Raw genomic sequence first — 17,673 nt, 5'->3', positions numbered from 1 at the left:
TAATGGAAGACCCTACATTATTTAATAATTCAATGATTAAAGGAACCGTTGATGCTATTTTATTTCAAAATAAAGAAAACTTTTATACGGTTTTAAAAGTAGATACAATTGAAACAAATGAAGAATTCGATTCAATGCCTACAATTGTAGGGTTTTTTCCGGAAATTGCTGAAGGTGATGTCTATACGTTTAAAGGCCAAGTTGTAACACATTCTAAATATGGTAAGCAACTCAAGGCTGAAACGTTTGAAAAAGAATTACCACAAACAAAAGAAGCAATTATTAGTTATTTATCCAGTGATCTTTTTAAAGGTATTGGTAAGAAAACGGCACAAAGCATTGTAAATAAATTAGGCGAGAATGCTATTAGCGACATATTAAATGATCCTACTGTTTTAGAAAAAGTACCAAGTCTACCTAAAAAGAAACAAAAGCAAATTGCAGAACAAATCGCCAGTAATCAAGAAACAGAACAAATCATTATTAGACTTCACGATTTAGGTTTTGGTCCGAAACTCGCAATGGCAATATACCAAGCCTATTTAGGTGAAACGCTTAAAGTTGTTGAAAACACACCATACCAATTGGTTTATGATGTGAAAGGAATCGGTTTTAATAAAGCAGATACATTAGCACGCAACGTGGGTATTCAATTTAATGATGATGAACGCCTGAAAGCGGGTTTATTATACGTTCTAGAAGAAGAATGTATTAAACAAGGCCATACATATTTACCTACAAGTAATGTTCTGGAAATGGCACAAGATATGTTGTCTCAACCACCAGCAGAAATGATTGATGCACAACAACTTATAAATATATTGCAAGATTTAGTAAATGATACGAAATTAATCCAACAAGAAAATGAAGTTGCTATACCAAGTTTGTATTATTCAGAGTTAAAAAGTGTTCAAAACTTATATCGCAATTTTACGCATACAAATAAATTAAAAGAAATTGAGCAATCAGAATTATTGCTTGAAATTGGTGAAATAGAGAACCGTAACGAAGTAACATATGCCGACTCTCAAAGAGACGCGTTGCAAACTGCAATCAATACTAAAACCATGCTACTCACTGGTGGCCCTGGTACTGGTAAAACGACAGTAATTAAAGGTATTGTAGAATTATATGCAGAGATTCATGGGTTGTCATTAGATTATGATGATTATCAAAATGATGATTACCCTGTTGTACTTGCTGCACCTACAGGCAGAGCATCGAAGCGGTTAGTGGAATCTACAGGTTTAGAAGCAATGACGATACACCGACTAATTGGCTGGAATCAAGATACACAACCTGAAGATATATTAGATAATGAAATTTCTGCAAAACTTATTATTATTGATGAAATGTCGATGGTTGATACATGGCTATTTCATCAATTTTTGAGTGCAGTACCTATAGATGCACAAGTTATTTTAGTAGGTGACGAAGATCAATTGCCATCTGTTGGCCCTGGACAGGTATTTAAAGATCTAATTGATTCAAAAGTAATCCCGCGCGTTAATTTAACTGAAGTATACCGACAACAAGACGGCTCTAGCATTATTGAGTTGGCGCATAGAATGAAATTGGGCGAAGCGATTGATATCACACAGCGTTTCCATGATCGTAACTTTATCAAATGTACTACTGAACAAATACCCATAGTAGTTGAGAAAGTAGTGACAAGTGCAGTGAATAAAGGATATGACATGAGTGATATCCAGGTATTGGCGCCTATGTATAAAGGTTCTGCAGGTATAAAAAAACTGAACACTGTCTTGCAAGATATATTGAACCCTAAAGATAAAGATACTCGAGAAATCGAATTTGGTGATGTTGTTTTTAGAAAAGGCGACAAAGTTTTACAACTTGTAAATCGACCTAGTGATAATATTTTCAATGGTGATATCGGAGTAATCGTAGGCATATTTTGGGCGAAAGAAAATGCATTAAATAAAGACATACTTGTTGTTGATTTTGATGGCAATGAAATTACATTTGTACGAAAGGATTTATTAGAATTAACACATGCATATTGCACATCCATTCATAAGTCTCAGGGCTCTGAATTTCCTATAGTTATTATGCCAATGGTCAAACAATATTTTAGAATGTTACAAAAACCTATTTTATACACAGGACTTACCAGAGCGAAACAGTCGCTTATATTTTTAGGTGATCCACAAGCATTTGATATTGGATTAAAAACGCACGGTCAAGTAAGAATGACACAATTGTGTACATTTCTGAAAAGTTATTTCAATAACGAAGTAACTGAAGACGTTGAAGATAGTATTGAAATCAGTAAAACAATTGATGCAGATATCATTTTGACTGAAGATAATATCTTTAAAATTAACCCTATGATTAACATGGGAGACATTTCTCCATATGACTTTGTAGAAGATTGACATTAGTAACGAAAGTAAATACAATATAATTAACTTAGCATAAAGGTGAGTAGACTCTATTAGACAAAAAGAGATGTACTGGTTGGTGGAAAGTACAGATAATACAGTTGAACGCTGCTTTATGTCAGTATAAATATTAACTAATTAAGTGATAAGTGTGAGTTAGTAAATTTTAAGAATAACTATCGTCTGATATGTAAATCTTTAAAATTTAGATAGAAATAGATTTACTAATGCTTATAACCAGGGTGGTACCGCGAAACGTTCGTCCCTTTTATGAGGATGGGCGTTTTTTATTTTCAATTTTTTCTTATAACTGTTATAACTTGATTTGAGATGGAGGAATTTTAAGGATGAAAAACTTAAAAGCTAGTGAAATTAGACAAAGTTTTATTGATTATTTCGTTGAAGAGGGACATATGGTTGAACCTTCAGCGCCGTTAGTCCCTATTGATGATGATACGCTACTATGGATTAACTCTGGTGTTGCTACATTGAAAAAGTATTTTGATGGTAGAGAAACACCGAGAAAACCTCGTATTGTGAATTCACAAAAAGCGATTCGTACAAATGATATTGAAAATGTTGGATTTACTGCCCGACACCATACGTTCTTTGAAATGTTAGGGAATTTTTCAATTGGTGATTATTTCAAAAAAGAAGCAATCCAATTTGCATGGGAATTTTTAACAAGCGAAAAATGGATGGCAATGGACCCGAAATTACTTTATGTCACAGTTCATCCTGAAGATGTGGAAGCATATAGAATATGGAATGAAGAAATGGGTTTAGAAGAAAGTAGAATCATCCGTATTGAAGGTAATTTCTGGGATATAGGTGAAGGTCCATCTGGTCCAAATACTGAAATATTCTATGATCGTGGCGATCAATTTGGTCATGATGATCCTGAAGAAGAAATGTATCCAGGTGGAGAAAATGAACGCTTTTTAGAAGTGTGGAATTTAGTGTTCAGTGAGTTCAATCACAATAAAGATCATACTTATACACCATTACCAAATCAAAATATTGATACAGGTATGGGTCTAGAAAGAATGGCATCTATCGCCCAAAATGTGCGTACAAATTATGAAACTGATTTATTTATGCCTATTATTCATGAAGTTGAAACAGTTTCGGGCAAAAAATACTTAGAAAAAGATGCTTATGATGTTGCCTTTAAAGTGATTTCTGATCATATACGTACAATTGCATTCGCAATTGCTGACGGTGCATTACCAGCTAATGAAGGCAGGGGTTATGTATTGCGTAGATTGTTGCGCCGTGCTGTAAGATTCAGTCAATCTTTAGAAATTAATGAGCCGTTTATGTATCAGTTGGTTGATATCGTTGCAGATATTATGGAACCGTATTATCCAAATGTAAAAGAAAAGTCAGATTTTATTAAACGTGTTATTAAATCAGAGGAAGAACGTTTCCATGAAACTTTAGAAGAAGGACTTGCGATATTAAATAATTTAGTTGCAAAAGCTAAAGATTCAACTCAAGAAATAAATGGTAAAGATGCGTTTAAATTATATGATACTTATGGCTTCCCAGTTGAATTAACTGAAGAGATCGCAACACAAGAAAATCTTTCTGTTGATATGCAGACTTTTGAAATTGAAATGCAACAACAAAGAAATAGAGCAAGACAAGCACGTCAAAGTTCTCAATCTATGCAGATCCAAAGTGAAGTATTGAAAAAATTAACCACCGAAAGTAAATTTGTGGGTTACGACATCATGGATAAAGCAACAACAATCACTGATATTATCTATAACGGAGAATTAGTAGATACGGTTGAAGCTGGAGAAACAATTCATTTTGTATTAAAAGAAACACCTTTCTACGCTGTAAGTGGTGGACAAGTTGCAGACCAAGGTATAATCAGTAACGAACAATTTGAAATTGCCGTGACTGAAGTAACGAAGGCACCAAATGGACAGAACCTACATAGAGGTGAAGTTCAGTTTGGAACTGTTAGAAAAGATGTTGAAGTTTCTGCGAGTGTGAATCACGAAGACCGCCGTGCAATCAAAAAAAATCACAGTGCCACACACTTATTACACGCTGCATTAAAAGAAGTTTTAGGTGATCATGTAAATCAAGCTGGTTCTTTGGTTGAAGCAGACCGTTTAAGATTTGACTTCTCGCATTTTGGTCCTATGAGCCAAGCAGAAATAGATCGTGTTGAACAACGCGTTAACGAAGAAATTTGGAACAGCATCGACGTTAATATCCAAGAAATGCCAATTGATGAGGCTAAGCAAATAGGCGCTATGGCATTATTTGGTGAAAAATATGGTGATGTTGTAAGAGTTGTAAACATGGCACCATACTCTATTGAATTATGTGGTGGTATCCATGTGAATAATACTTCTGAAATTGGATTGTTTAAAATCGTTAGTGAATCAGGTACAGGTGCAGGCGTGCGTCGTATCGAAGCATTTACAAGTAAATCAGCATTTCTTTATTTGGAATCTGTTCAAGAAAAATTTAAAACCGTTAAGTCTCAAGTTAAAGTTAAAACCGATGAGCAAGTATTAGAAAAAATAGTGCAAATGCAATCTGATGAAAAAGAACTTACAAAACGATTAGAGCAAAAAAACAAAGAAGTTACAGCCTTGAAAATGGGTGATATCACTGACCAAGTTGAAGATATAAATGGCTTGAAAGTTTTAGCAACAGAAGTTGAAGTAGCAAATGCCAAAGCCATTCGTGAAACAATGGATGACTTTAAATCAAAATTACAAGATACAGTAATTGTATTAGTAAGTAACGTGGATGGAAAAGTATCATTAGTTGCCACTGTACCAAAAGAATTAACTGCTAAAGTGAAAGCAGGAGATATTATTAAAAATATGGCACCTATAGTAGGTGGAAAAGGCGGAGGCCGTCCTGACATGGCTCAGGGTGGAGGTACTCAACCTGAAAACATCACAGAATCATTACGTTTCATTAAAGAATACATTAAAACTCTATAACTTCAGTGCATAGTAATGTAGAATGTAAATAAGAACTTTTTTACTTGATACGAAGGAGTGCTAAAAGAATGGAAAATTTTGATAAAACAATGAAGTTTAATTACGATGAAATTCCAAAAGAGGATGTCAAAACAGTATTGCAAAATGTCTATAATACGCTGGACGAAAGAGGATACAACCCTGTAAATCAAATCGTAGGTTATTTACTATCAGGTGATCCAGCTTATATACCTCGTAATAACGAGGCCAGAAACCAAATACGCCGTATAGATCGTGACGATATTATGGAAGAACTTGTTTCGAATTATTTACAAGAGAATTCAAAATAATATATGTTAAAGCATAAAATATTAGGTTTAGACGTTGGAAGTAAGACTGTTGGCATTGCAGTAAGTGATTTAATGGGCTGGACAGCTCAAGGATTAGACACACTCCGTATAGACGAAGAAAACAATGAACTAGGTATTGAACAATTATTGAAAATTATAAAAAAAGAGAATGTTGGCTCTGTTGTAATAGGTTTACCTAAAAATATGAACAATTCTATTGGATTTCGAGGCGAGGCTTCGTTACAATACAAGGAGCAACTTCAAGAAGCACTGCCATCTGTAGAGATAATTATGTGGGATGAACGATTAAGTACCATGGCTGCAGAACGTTCTTTACTGGAAGCAGATGTTTCTAGACAGAAACGAAAAAAAGTAATAGACAAAATGGCAGCAGTTTTTATATTGCAAGGCTATTTAGACTCTATTCAATAAAAAGGAGCGTTTAATAATGACAGAACAAAATAAAGATGCAGAATTAGAAATCAACAACGAAGAGGAATTATTAACACTATATGATGAAGAAGGTAATGAAGTTTTATACCGTAAAGTTCTAGAATTTTTCCACCCAGAATTCAAGAAAGAATATGTCATTCTTGCTGAAGAAGGCGCTGAATCTGATGATGAAGATTTAATTGAATTAGTACCAATGATCAACGAACCAGACGAAAATGGTGAAGGTGGTAAATTCTTACCAGTTGAAACAGATGAAGAATGGGATATGATTGAAGAAGTAGTTAATACTGAAATGGATGATCATGACCACGATCATAATCACGAATAAAATAATTATAGAGGCCACATATAGCCTTGTGTAGCGATAAAGAAAGGATGATTTCTAGTGAAATCATCCTTTCTTGCTGTCAACAAACGTGTGAGGTTTTGTTGACAGCTTTTATATTGTTGGCATAAGTACGAGTTCAGTTAATAGTCTAAACAAATGCTTTCAATGTTTAAAACAACAATATAAGTGTTGTACTACTTTAAAGCGCAATTTACACTTATATTTTGTGCGAGTTTATGGTAAAATATATAAAGTTAATTTCAATCGTACGTTTTGTATATTTATGGTATATCTATATAGAAATACTTGAACGCGTACCCTTATAAAAAGCTAGTAGCGATTACTTTTATTACAGACAATCAGTCAATTTATTCTGACTGATTTATTTTATTATTTAAATAAAAAGTGTCATTTTACAACAAAGGAAGTTATGAAAATGGATAATAATCAGTTATATTTATTAAATTTGCATAAGCAAACTGATAAAAATATTGAATCATTAAGAACCTATGCAGAGGAAAATCAAGTGCCCATCGTTGATAGGCTCACTTTAGAAATGATAAAACAAATTATTAGATTACATAAACCTATTAATATCTTAGAAATTGGAACTGCAATTGGTTATAGCGCAATGCAATTTGCTTCTATTTCTGAGAAAATTAATGTGACTACAATTGAGCGTAATGTAGAAATGCAAGATAAGGCGAAAGAAAATATTGAGTTATTTCAATATTATAACCAAATTAGATTAATTAAAGGCGATGCATTAGAGCAATTTGAAAATGTGAGCGATTGCAGTTATGATCTGATATTTATTGATGCAGCTAAGGCACAATCTAAAAAGTTTTTCGAACTATATACGCCGTTATTAAAAGTAGAGGGGATCGTTGTTACTGACAACGTACTTTACCACGGATTTGTATCTGACATCACTGTCGTTCGTAATAGAAATGTCCGACAAATGGTAAAGAAAGTGCAAGATTATAATGAATGGCTAATGAACCACCCGGGCTATACTACGAATTTTTTGAATATGGATGATGGTTTGGCAATTTCAATTAAAGGGGAATCAAAATGACAGAATTATTAGTAACACCAAAATCTGTTGAACATATTGAAACATTAATTGAAAAAGGTGCTGATGCTTTTGTAATTGGCGAACAAAAATTCGGCTTAAGGCTCGCAGGTGAATTTAATAAAGATGACATGATAAAAGCTGTGGATTTAATACATAGTCAAGGCAAAAAAGCTTATGCAGCTGTTAATGGCATTTTTCATAATTATCATCTGAACGCGTTAGAGTCTTATATTAATTTTTTGCATGAAATTAAAGTAGACCGTATTATATTTGGTGACCCAGCAGTGGTTATGTTTGTAAAACAGCAAGAACTTCCAATCCCTTTAAATTGGGCTGCTGAAGCACTAGTTACCAATTACTTTCAATGTAATTATTGGGGTGAAAAAGGTGCTCAACGTGCTCAATTAGCTAGAGAACTTAGTTTAGAAGAGATTATCAATATTAAAGAAAACGCTAATGTTGAGATTGAAGTTCAAGTGCATGGAATGACTTGCATGTTCCAATCCAAACGTATGTTATTAGGCAATTACTATATATTTCAAGAGCGACAAATGAAAATAGAAAGAAATAAAGAAGCAAATGAATTATTATTATACGATGAGGAACGTGATAATAAATATCCCGTTTATGAGGACTATAATGGCACGCATATCATGTCACCTAATGATATATGTCTAATTGAAGAGCTAGAACCACTTTTAGCAGCAGGTATAGATACATTGAAAATAGATGGTGTATTACAATCAGAAACATATATTAACGTATGTACAGAACAATATAGAGAAGCCATTGATTTATATAAAGAAGATCCTGAAGTTTATGAAGATGAAAAATTTATGCTTGTCGATCCAATTGAAGCTATACAACCAGAACATCGTCCATTTGACGAAGGCTTTTTATTTAAACAAACAGTATATTGATGGAGGTTTAACAGTGAAAGTTTTAGAAGAAGTTAAATTACATAATAAAACTAAAATGAATAAACCTGAACTTCTTGCTCCTGCTGGTAATTTGGAAAAATTAAAAATTGCAGTACACTATGGGGCAGATGCTGTGTTCCTTGGTGGACAAGAATATGGTTTAAGATCAAATGCAGATAATTTCACAATGGATGAAATTAAAGAAGGCGTTGAATTTGCACAACGCTATGGTGCTAAAATTTATGTCACTACGAATATCATTGCGCATGATGAGAATATAGATGGATTAGATACTTATTTGCGTAATATAGCCTTAACTGGTGCAACGGGCATTATCGTTGCTGATCCTCTTATTATTGAAACATGTAAACGTGTAGCACCTAAATTAGAAATACATTTATCTACACAGCAATCACTTTCAAATTATAAAGCTATTGAATTTTGGAAAGAAGAAGGATTAGATCGAGTGGTATTAGCCCGTGAAACTGGCGCAATGGAAATGAAAGAGATGAAAGAAAAAGTAAATATTGAAATCGAATCTTTTATACATGGTGCGATGTGTATTGCTTATTCAGGAAGGTGTACTTTAAGTAATCATATGACTGCGCGCGATTCCAATAGAGGTGGTTGTTGTCAAAGTTGTCGTTGGGATTATGACTTGTTACAAGTAGATCAAGACGGTGAGTTAGATTTATTTTATGGCGATAATGAAGTTGCACCATTTGCAATGAGTCCTAAAGATTTAAAACTAATCGAAGCTATACCAAAAATGATGGATATTGGCATTGATTCTTTAAAAATTGAAGGACGTATGAAATCGATTCATTATATTGCGACAGTTGTTTCTGTGTATCGTAAAGTTATCGATGCTTATGCGGAGGATCCAGAACATTTTAAAATCAAGCCAGATTGGTTAATCGAATTAGATAAATGTGCCAATAGAGATACAGCTTCCGCGTTTATTGAAGGCACGCCAGGATATGAAGAACAAATGTTTGGCCAACAAAATAAAAAGAATGCTTCATTTGACTTCTGTGGTTTAGTATTAGATTATGATAGTTCTACCCACATAGCCACAGTGCAACAACGTAATAAATTTGAACCTGGACAAGAAATCGAATTTTTTGGTCCTGAAATTGAAACATTTAGACAAGTTGTGGATACAATTTATGATGAAGAAGGTAATGAACTTGATGCTGCACGCCACCCATTGCAAATCGTGCAAATCAAAGTCGATCATCCAATTTATGCCAACAACATGATGAGAAAGGAAATTGGATAATGAATAGTACGACAATTATAGGAATTGCAGGCGGCTCCGGATCAGGGAAAACATCAGTAACAAATGAAATTATGAAGAATTTAGAAGGTCATAGTGTTGCACTATTGGCTCAAGACTATTATTATAAAGACCAATCACATTTAACTTTTGATGAACGCTTGGAAACCAATTATGACCATCCATTCGCATTTGATAATGATTTGCTAATCGAGAATTTGAATGATTTGAGAAACGGGAAACAAATTGAAGTGCCAACGTATGATTATTCAAATCATACGAGAAGTGATAAAACGATTGCATTTGAGCCAAAAGATGTTATTATCGTGGAAGGTATATTTGCGCTTGAAAACAAAACATTAAGAGATTTAATGGATGTCAAAATTTATGTTGATACTGATGCTGATTTGCGTATCTTAAGACGGTTACTTCGAGATACTGAAGAAAGAGGCCGTACTATGGATTCTGTTATAAATCAGTATTTAAATGTGGTGCGACCTATGCATAATCAATTTATAGAACCAACTAAAAGATATGCAGATATTATTATTCCAGAAGGTGGCAGTAATAAAGTAGCAATCGATATAATGACGACAAAGATTCAAACTTTAGTAAGTAAACAATAGTATGTATATGTAAAGGAAGATGACATAATGGAAAATCAAAAACAATATCCAATGACTCAAGAGGGTTTTGAGAAACTAGAACATGAGTTAGAAGAATTAAAAACAGTTAAACGACCAGAAGTCGTTGAAAAAATTAAGGTAGCACGTTCTTTTGGTGACTTATCTGAGAACTCAGAGTACGATGCTGCTAAAGACGAACAAGGATTCATCGAACAAGATATTCAACGTGTAGAACATATGTTACGTAATGCACAGATTATCGAAGATACTGGTGATAACAATGAAGTTAAAATTGGAAAAACAGTAACAATTGTAGAATTACCAGGTGAAGAAGAAGAAGAATACCAAATTGTTGGTTCAGCTGAATCTGATGCATTTAATGGTAAAATTTCTAATGAATCACCAATGGCTAAAAGTTTAATTGGTAAAAAATTAGAAGATGAAGTACGTGTCCCATTACCAAATGGTGGCGAAATAAACGTTATTATTAAAAATATTAAATAAAATGAATCCCCCTAAACATTTATATATGTTTAGGGGGATTTTACACTATATAAAAGCATTTATATACTTGTTAGTAATATTTTGTTAACTTTATGATAAGAATAAAATTTTAGAATAATATTGCTGTTTTATTTACTAATATACTTTGTTTAATAAACCTTTAGTTATTATTAGTAATAACTTTTTAGTATTAAACACAATTTTAAGATAAATGATATACTATCAATAGCATGTGCACAATATAGTTTATTTGAAGATAAACTGTGTTATAAATGTAATAAAGGGGGCATAATCTTTGAATTATAAATTAATTAATGAACAAACGATTATGATTTATTTTGAAGAGCGTATTGATCCTGATACGTTTCAAAAGGTACAACGCGTTGAACAATATATTAAATCACAAAGCAATCGAGCTATTATTGAAGTAGTTTCTTCATATCGTGCAATTATGTTAACCATTGATATCAGTAAAAGTGATTTATCTCAGATAATTAAAGAACTTAATTTAAATCAAATGGACATAACAAAATTTAAAAATCCAGCTACACAAACACAAACGGTTTATATACCAGTATTATATGGAGGTATTTATGGACAAGATATTCAAGAAGTTGCGTCACACAACCATTTAACTTCTAAAGAGGTTATACGTATACATACTGAAAATATTTATTTAATTTATATGCTAGGATTTATGCCTGGTTTTCCTTTCTTAGGAGGATTAGATAATCAATTACATACGCCAAGACGTCAAGAACCAAGAACAAGCATTCATGCTGGTTCTGTAGGTATTGCTAATAATCAAACAGGTCTATACCCAAAACAATCGCCTGGTGGTTGGCAAATTATAGGACGTACACCAATTAAAGTGTTTGATATTCATAGAGAACCTATGTGTCTATATGGCGCAGGAGACTATATAAAATTTTATGCTATTGAAGAAGAAACATACCATCATATATTAGATGAACAACAATATGACGATTTTGATATAGAAAAGTGGGTGAAAATTTAATATGTCTATAAAAATTTTAAATCCTGGATTATTTAGCACAATACAAGATCAAGGTAGAATTGGTTTTCAAAACCAAGGATTTTCGAATGCAGGCGTATTAGATCAATATGCATATAGATTAGGTCAAACACTTATTGGAAATGAAGGACCTGCAATTGAATGTACAATCATTGGTCCAACACTCCAATTTTTAGAAGATAATACTTTTATTATCACTGGTGCGCAATTTAATGCCAAGATAGATGGAAAGGTGATTGATGTTCAAACAGTAACTTCAGTGAAAAAGGGCGATGTATTGGAAATAGGTGCCGTAGTTAATGGTGCGAGAGGTTATATTTTGTTTGGTAAACCACTTGATGTCCCAATAGTAGCTGGTAGTTATGCTACTCATACACGCAGTCATATCGGAGGATATAAGGGACGTGCTTTGAAAGGAGATGATGTGATTTTGTGTAAACAAGATGATACATACCTTTCTAAAGTAGGGTACAGTTTAGAATTAAATCCTGAGTTATTTAATAAAGATATAATTCAAATAATCGAAGGGCCACAAATAAATCGTTTCACTCAAGATGCGCAAGATAATTTAATAGCAGTTGATTTTAAAATTTCAGAAAAATCAGACCGCATGGGGTATCGATTACAAGGTAAGACAATTTCACCAATAGATTCTGCTGATATCATTTCTGAGCCAGTAGCTTTAGGTAGCATTCAAGTTCCAAACGATGGTAATCCAATTATTTTATTGAATGATAAACAAACAGTCGGTGGTTATACAAAAATTGCTACAGTATGTGCTTCAGATTTACATATTTTAGCACAGAAACAACCGGGGGACTTGCTACATTTTGAATGGACAACGATTGATGAAGCAACAGAAAAATTAAAGAATCAAGAATTAGATTTCAAGAAAGTACTAGAAAATACAATCGATACACCTATTTATAATATGTCTCAATTCAGACCAACGGCTTCACGTATCAAAAAATTACTAAAAGGGGAATTATAATGAATTTTGAAAAAATCGAACAATTAATTAAATTAGTAAAAGAAAATGAAGTTAAAAAATTTGAATACAAAGATAGTAAAAGTGAAATATCTATAGACTTTAATGATAATAAAGTACATTCATTTCCTTCTGATAAAAATGTACAAACTGTAGCAAGCCAAGAATCTAATCAAAATCAAAGTGTGGAAGATGGTCAAACAAAGACCCATGACAACTTTAAAGAAGTCAAATCTCCAATGGTAGGTATGTTCTTCCTACAAGATGAAAAAGAGCTTACTGAGCCAATCATTAGTGTTGGGGATGAAATAAATAAAGGTGATACGATTGGTTTTATTGAAGCGATGAAAGTGATGAATGAAGTAAAAAGCGACGTAGATGGTGTAGTGAAAGAAATCATAGTAGAACATGGTGCGAATGTCGAATATAATCAGACGATTATTAAAATAAAATAAGTGGAAGAAAGGGGTGTTTGCTGTGTATCGTTGTTTAATAGCAAACAGAGGAGAGATAGCTGTTAGAATTATCCGAGCGTGTAGAGAGATGGATGTTGAAACAGTGGCTATATATGCATTAGGGGATGAAACGAGTTTACATGTCAGTTTAGCTGATCAGGCTATTTGTATTGGTGAAGCAAATCCACTGGAGAGTTATTTGAATCAGGAGAGAATTATTAGTGCCGCCAAAATCAGTGGCGCTACTGCAATACATCCAGGATATGGCTTTTTATCAGAGAGTACTTCTTTTGCACAAAAAGTAGAAGAAAATAATATAGATTTTATTGGTCCAACACGATTGACGATGGAAATGATGGGTGATAAAATCACCGCACGTCAAACAGTTGATGATGCGGGTGTGCCAATCATTCCAGGTTCTACGAATGCTGTGGAGTCAATTGACGAAGTGAAAAAAATATCACAAGATGTTGGTTTTCCACTAGTTTTAAAAGCCGCTAGCGGTGGCGGTGGTAAAGGCATTAGAATCGTTAAAACAATTGATGAATTGGCTAAAGCTTTTAAAGAAGCCAAGAGTGAAGGCGAGAAGTATTTTGGTGATAATCGTGTTTATGTTGAATCGTTTATTCCTGTAGCGAAACATGTAGAAGTTCAAGTCATTGGTGATGGTAAGAATAATTACATACATTTGGGAGAAAGAGATTGTTCTGTACAAAGAAAAAACCAAAAATTAATTGAAGAATCACCTTGTGCAGCAATATCTGAAGAGACGAGAAATGCAATGTGTAACGATGCTGTCAAAGTCGCAAAGGCTTCGAATTATAGAAGTGCAGGTACAATCGAATTTTTAGTAACAGACGAAGCATATTATTTCATTGAAATGAATGCTCGTATTCAAGTAGAACATACTGTGACTGAAATGAGAACGAACAGGGATTTACTACAAGATCAACTATACTTGATGATAAATGGTGAATTGCCTTTCACACAGGAAGATATAGTTTTTAATGGACATGTAATCGAAGCACGAATTAATGCAGAGAATCCAGAACGACAATTCCAACCTTCACCAGGCAAAGTAGAAGTATTACATTTACCACAAGGATTTAACGTACGTGTAGATAGCTTACTTTATCAAGGATATACTGTCTCCCCTTACTATGATTCTTTAGTAGCAAAAGTGATTGTAAAAGCACCCGATAGACAACGCGCAATCAAAAAATTACAAGTCACTTTAGATGAAATGGTGATAGACGGTTTTACAACAACTGCTGACTTTTTATATGCAGTATTATCTTATCCATTGTATGCAGATGGGGATGCAAAAGAAGTAGATATAAAATTCTTAGATAGGCACCAAATTATCAAGGGGGTATCTTAATGCAAGTAGACTTAAATTGTGATCTCGGTGAATCATTCGGTAATTACTCATTTGGAGGGGATGAACATATCATTCCGCTTATTACTTCAGCAAATATTGCTTGTGGTTTCCATGCTGGTGACCAACATGTAATGAATGAAACAATAAAATTAGCCAAAGCACATGGTGTAGGTATTGGTGCTCATCCAGGATTGCCGGACTTACAAGGATTTGGACGTAGAAACATGGATTTATCACCAAGTGAAATTTATGATATTGTTGTTTATCAAATTGGTGCGTTGAGTGGATTTTGTAAAATTCATAACGTGAAGATTAATCATGTAAAACCGCATGGTGCACTTTATCAAATGGGAGCAAGAGACAAAGATATAGCTCGTGCAATTGCACAAGCAGTATTTGATATTGACAAGACCCTAATATATGTGGGATTATCTAACACGTCATTAATTTCTGAAGCCAAATCAGTTGGTTTAACAACAGCCTCAGAAGTTTTTGCAGATAGACGTTACGAAGACGATGGCCAACTTGTAAGTAGGAAAGAGCACGATGCATTAATTACGGATATAAATGAAGCAATAGAGCAAGTAGTTAACATGGTGAAATCACAAACCGTTGTCGCAAAAAGCCAAAAGACCATTAGCATAGAAGCTGATACAATTTGTGTGCATGGAGATGGTGCACATGCTCTCGAGTTTGTAACACAAATTAGAGAAAGATTAACGAAAGAAGGCGTTTCTATAAAAAGTCTAGGGGGCTAACCTATGAAAGAAAGATTAGGTTCTGAAAAAAAAGATTTTGAGTTCACAAAAAACCATAAAAGATTATTATTAGGTTCGGTATTTTTAATGGCAACATCTGCTATAGGACCAGCGTTTTTAACTCAAACTGCGGTATTTACTGCACAATTCGCTTCAAGTTTTGCATTTGCTATTCTATTATCTATTATTATAGACATTGGTGCGCAAATAAATATTTGGAGAGTATTAGTAGTTACAGGTAAACGTGGTCAAGAAGTAGCAAATGAGATTTTCAATGGACTTGGTACAATTATTTCAATATTGATAGCCATTGGAGGATTAGCTTTTAATATCGGTAATATAGCAGGAGCTGGACTTGGTTTAAATGCCATTTTCGGTTTAGATGTGAAAATTGGTGCTGCAATTACAGCAGTCCTATCCATCGGTATCTTTATTAGTAAAAGTGGTCAAAAGGTTATGGACGTTGTCACAATGTTTTTAGGAATGCTCATGATTGTAGTCATAGCGTTTGTAATGTTTAAGGCAAACCCGCCATATGCAGAAGCGGCTAAGCATTTAGTCATGCCTGAACAACCATTTGCACTTGTATTGCCGATTATTACTTTAGTAGGTGGCACAGTTGGTGGTTACATTACTTTTGCTGGGGCACATAGAATTTTAGACTCTGGAATTAAAGGTAAAGAATATTTGCCATTTATAAACAAAGCCGCTATCTCTGGCATATTGACTACCGGCGTTTTAAGAAGTTTACTATTCTTAGCGGTCCTGGGTGTGGTTGTTACAGGTGTTACTTTAAGTTCAGAAAATCCACCAGCTTCAGTCTTTGAACATGTACTCGGACCAGTTGGACGTAGTATCTTTGGTGTCGTATTATTTGCAGCTGCAATGTCATCTGTGATTGGTTCTGCTTATACGAGTGCGACATTTTTAAAAACACTACATAAATCGGTATATAATAAAACCAATTTAATCGTAATTAGTTTTATTGTTGTTTCTACACTAGTATTTTTATTCATAGGTCAACCAGTTACTTTATTAATTGTTGCTGGAGCACTTAACGGTTTTATTCTACCAATCACTTTAGGTACGATTTTAATAGCGAGTAAACGAAAATCGATTGTCGGAGATTATCATCATCCGACATGGATGTTAGTCTTCGGTATAGTGGCAGTGATAGTTACAATTGCTGCAGCATTATTCTCACTACAAAGCTTATCAGGTTTATTTGGTAGCTAATATATCAATAATTTATCACTCTGAACGATACACAAGGATAATGTATTGTTCAGAGTTTTTATTTAGAAAAATAAGTAATTCAAATGTATAGAAAAAGTATTATTAATTACTTAAAAACAGGGAAAATATCATATAGAATTTAATATAAAAAGTTGAACAATGATCGAGCTATGAACATAAATGTGGTAGAATAACTAAGGCTAGGATTTTAATATGAGGTGAATTATAATGATAGGTATTATAGGTGCTATGGAAGAAGAAGTAGCAATCTTAAAAAGTAAACTTGTAACATTAGAAGAAATAAAAATTGCGCATGTAATATTTTATAAAGGTCGTTTACATGATAAAGAGGTAGTACTTTCACAAAGTGGTATTGGTAAAGTGAACGTTGCAATTTCTACGACATTATTAATTGAGAAATTCAGTCCTGATGTAATTATTAATACGGGATCTGCAGGAGCTTTAGACAAATCATTAAATGTTGGTGATATTGTTGTCAGTGATATGGTTTCTTATCATGATGCAGATGCAAGCGCATTTGGTTATCAATTAGGACAAATACCGCAAATGCCAGCACAATTTATTGCTGATGAGCATTTAATTAAAAAGGCAACAGATGCAATTAATGAACAACAACTTATTGCTAAAACTGGATTAATTGTGAGCGGAGATAGTTTTATTGGTACAACTGAGCAGCGTGCGACGATTAAAACGAATTTTCCACAAGCAATGGCTGCAGAAATGGAAGCTACTGCAATTGCACAAACCTGTTATCAATTTAATTTACCATTCATAATTACACGTGCAATTTCAGATTTAGCTGACGGCGATGCTGGTATTACGTTTGATGCATTTTTAGAAAAAGCAGCAATATCTTCTAGTGAAATTGTTGAGCGTTTAATTAAAACTATATAAAAAG

At 33.5% G+C, this 17,673-nt stretch carries 17 protein-coding genes; all 17 read left to right on the top strand.

All coding sequences use genetic code 11. The features are described 5' to 3' along the window. Positions 1-2: 2 nt before the first annotated feature. Entirely contained in the window at positions 3-2,399 is a 2,397-nt protein-coding gene (gene recD2 / locus ACA31_RS05490) for an SF1B family DNA helicase RecD2 (RefSeq protein WP_057512352.1), read from the top strand. Between the two features lie 353 nt (positions 2,400-2,752). Beyond that, positions 2,753-5,383 carry an alanine--tRNA ligase gene (alaS, locus tag ACA31_RS05485; protein ID WP_057512351.1) on the top strand — a complete coding sequence of 877 codons (2,631 nt, stop codon included), beginning with the start codon at positions 2,753-2,755 and terminating at the stop codon, positions 5,381-5,383. A 68-nt stretch (positions 5,384-5,451) separates the two neighbouring features. After that, positions 5,452-5,712 carry an IreB family regulatory phosphoprotein gene (locus ACA31_RS05480; RefSeq protein WP_057512350.1) on the top strand — a complete coding sequence of 87 codons (261 nt, stop codon included), beginning with the start codon at positions 5,452-5,454 and terminating at the stop codon, positions 5,710-5,712. A gap of 3 nt (positions 5,713-5,715) precedes the next feature. Further along, on the top strand, positions 5,716-6,144 hold the full coding sequence (gene ruvX, locus ACA31_RS05475) for a Holliday junction resolvase RuvX (RefSeq protein WP_057512349.1): 429 nt from the start codon (positions 5,716-5,718) through the stop codon (positions 6,142-6,144). Between the two features lie 16 nt (positions 6,145-6,160). Continuing rightward, a complete protein-coding gene (locus tag ACA31_RS05470; RefSeq protein WP_057512348.1) occupies positions 6,161-6,493 on the top strand; it encodes a DUF1292 domain-containing protein in 333 nt (110 codons plus the stop codon). 436 nt (positions 6,494-6,929) lie between these two features. Then, entirely contained in the window at positions 6,930-7,571 is a 642-nt protein-coding gene (locus tag ACA31_RS05465; protein ID WP_057512347.1) for an O-methyltransferase, read from the top strand. Then, a complete protein-coding gene (locus ACA31_RS05460; RefSeq protein ID WP_057512346.1) occupies positions 7,568-8,491 on the top strand; it encodes a peptidase U32 family protein in 924 nt (307 codons plus the stop codon). Before ACA31_RS05465 ends, ACA31_RS05460 begins: the two co-directional genes overlap by 4 nt. A gap of 13 nt (positions 8,492-8,504) precedes the next feature. Next, the gene (locus tag ACA31_RS05455) at positions 8,505-9,773 is read left to right on the top strand and encodes a peptidase U32 family protein (RefSeq protein ID WP_057512345.1); all 1,269 of its coding nucleotides are present in this window, start codon (positions 8,505-8,507) and stop codon (positions 9,771-9,773) included. Continuing rightward, on the top strand, positions 9,773-10,396 hold the full coding sequence (gene udk / locus ACA31_RS05450; protein WP_057512344.1) for a uridine kinase: 624 nt from the start codon (positions 9,773-9,775) through the stop codon (positions 10,394-10,396). Before ACA31_RS05455 ends, udk begins: the two co-directional genes overlap by 1 nt. Positions 10,397-10,423: 27 nt before the next feature. Then, positions 10,424-10,900: a transcription elongation factor GreA gene (greA, locus tag ACA31_RS05445; protein WP_046465479.1), complete on the top strand. Its 477-nt coding sequence runs from the start codon at positions 10,424-10,426 to the stop codon at positions 10,898-10,900. 295 nt (positions 10,901-11,195) lie between these two features. After that, complete coding sequence (gene pxpB, locus ACA31_RS05440; protein WP_082587052.1) at positions 11,196-11,918, top strand: 5-oxoprolinase subunit PxpB; 723 nt, start codon at positions 11,196-11,198, stop codon at positions 11,916-11,918. Between the two features lies 1 nt (position 11,919). Next, complete coding sequence (locus ACA31_RS05435; RefSeq protein ID WP_057512343.1) at positions 11,920-12,927, top strand: biotin-dependent carboxyltransferase family protein; 1,008 nt, start codon at positions 11,920-11,922, stop codon at positions 12,925-12,927. Continuing rightward, positions 12,927-13,379: an acetyl-CoA carboxylase biotin carboxyl carrier protein gene (locus ACA31_RS05430; RefSeq protein ID WP_057512342.1), complete on the top strand. Its 453-nt coding sequence runs from the start codon at positions 12,927-12,929 to the stop codon at positions 13,377-13,379. Before ACA31_RS05435 ends, ACA31_RS05430 begins: the two co-directional genes overlap by 1 nt. A gap of 22 nt (positions 13,380-13,401) precedes the next feature. Next, entirely contained in the window at positions 13,402-14,760 is a 1,359-nt protein-coding gene (locus ACA31_RS05425; RefSeq protein ID WP_057512341.1) for an acetyl-CoA carboxylase biotin carboxylase subunit, read from the top strand. After that, a complete protein-coding gene (gene pxpA / locus ACA31_RS05420; RefSeq protein ID WP_057512340.1) occupies positions 14,760-15,518 on the top strand; it encodes a 5-oxoprolinase subunit PxpA in 759 nt (252 codons plus the stop codon). Before ACA31_RS05425 ends, pxpA begins: the two co-directional genes overlap by 1 nt. A 3-nt stretch (positions 15,519-15,521) precedes the next feature. Then, entirely contained in the window at positions 15,522-16,754 is a 1,233-nt protein-coding gene (locus ACA31_RS05415; protein ID WP_057512339.1) for an NRAMP family divalent metal transporter, read from the top strand. Between the two features lie 228 nt (positions 16,755-16,982). After that, complete coding sequence (mtnN, locus tag ACA31_RS05410) at positions 16,983-17,669, top strand: 5'-methylthioadenosine/S-adenosylhomocysteine nucleosidase (RefSeq protein WP_057512338.1); 687 nt, start codon at positions 16,983-16,985, stop codon at positions 17,667-17,669. Positions 17,670-17,673: the final 4 nt, after the last annotated feature.

The sequence above is a fragment of the Staphylococcus sp. NAM3COL9 genome (assembly GCF_001431205.1).
Lineage (GTDB): Bacteria > Bacillota > Bacilli > Staphylococcales > Staphylococcaceae > Staphylococcus.
The sequence above is the reverse complement of the archived record's forward strand: the minus strand, read 5'-3'. Positions and strand labels throughout refer to the sequence as shown.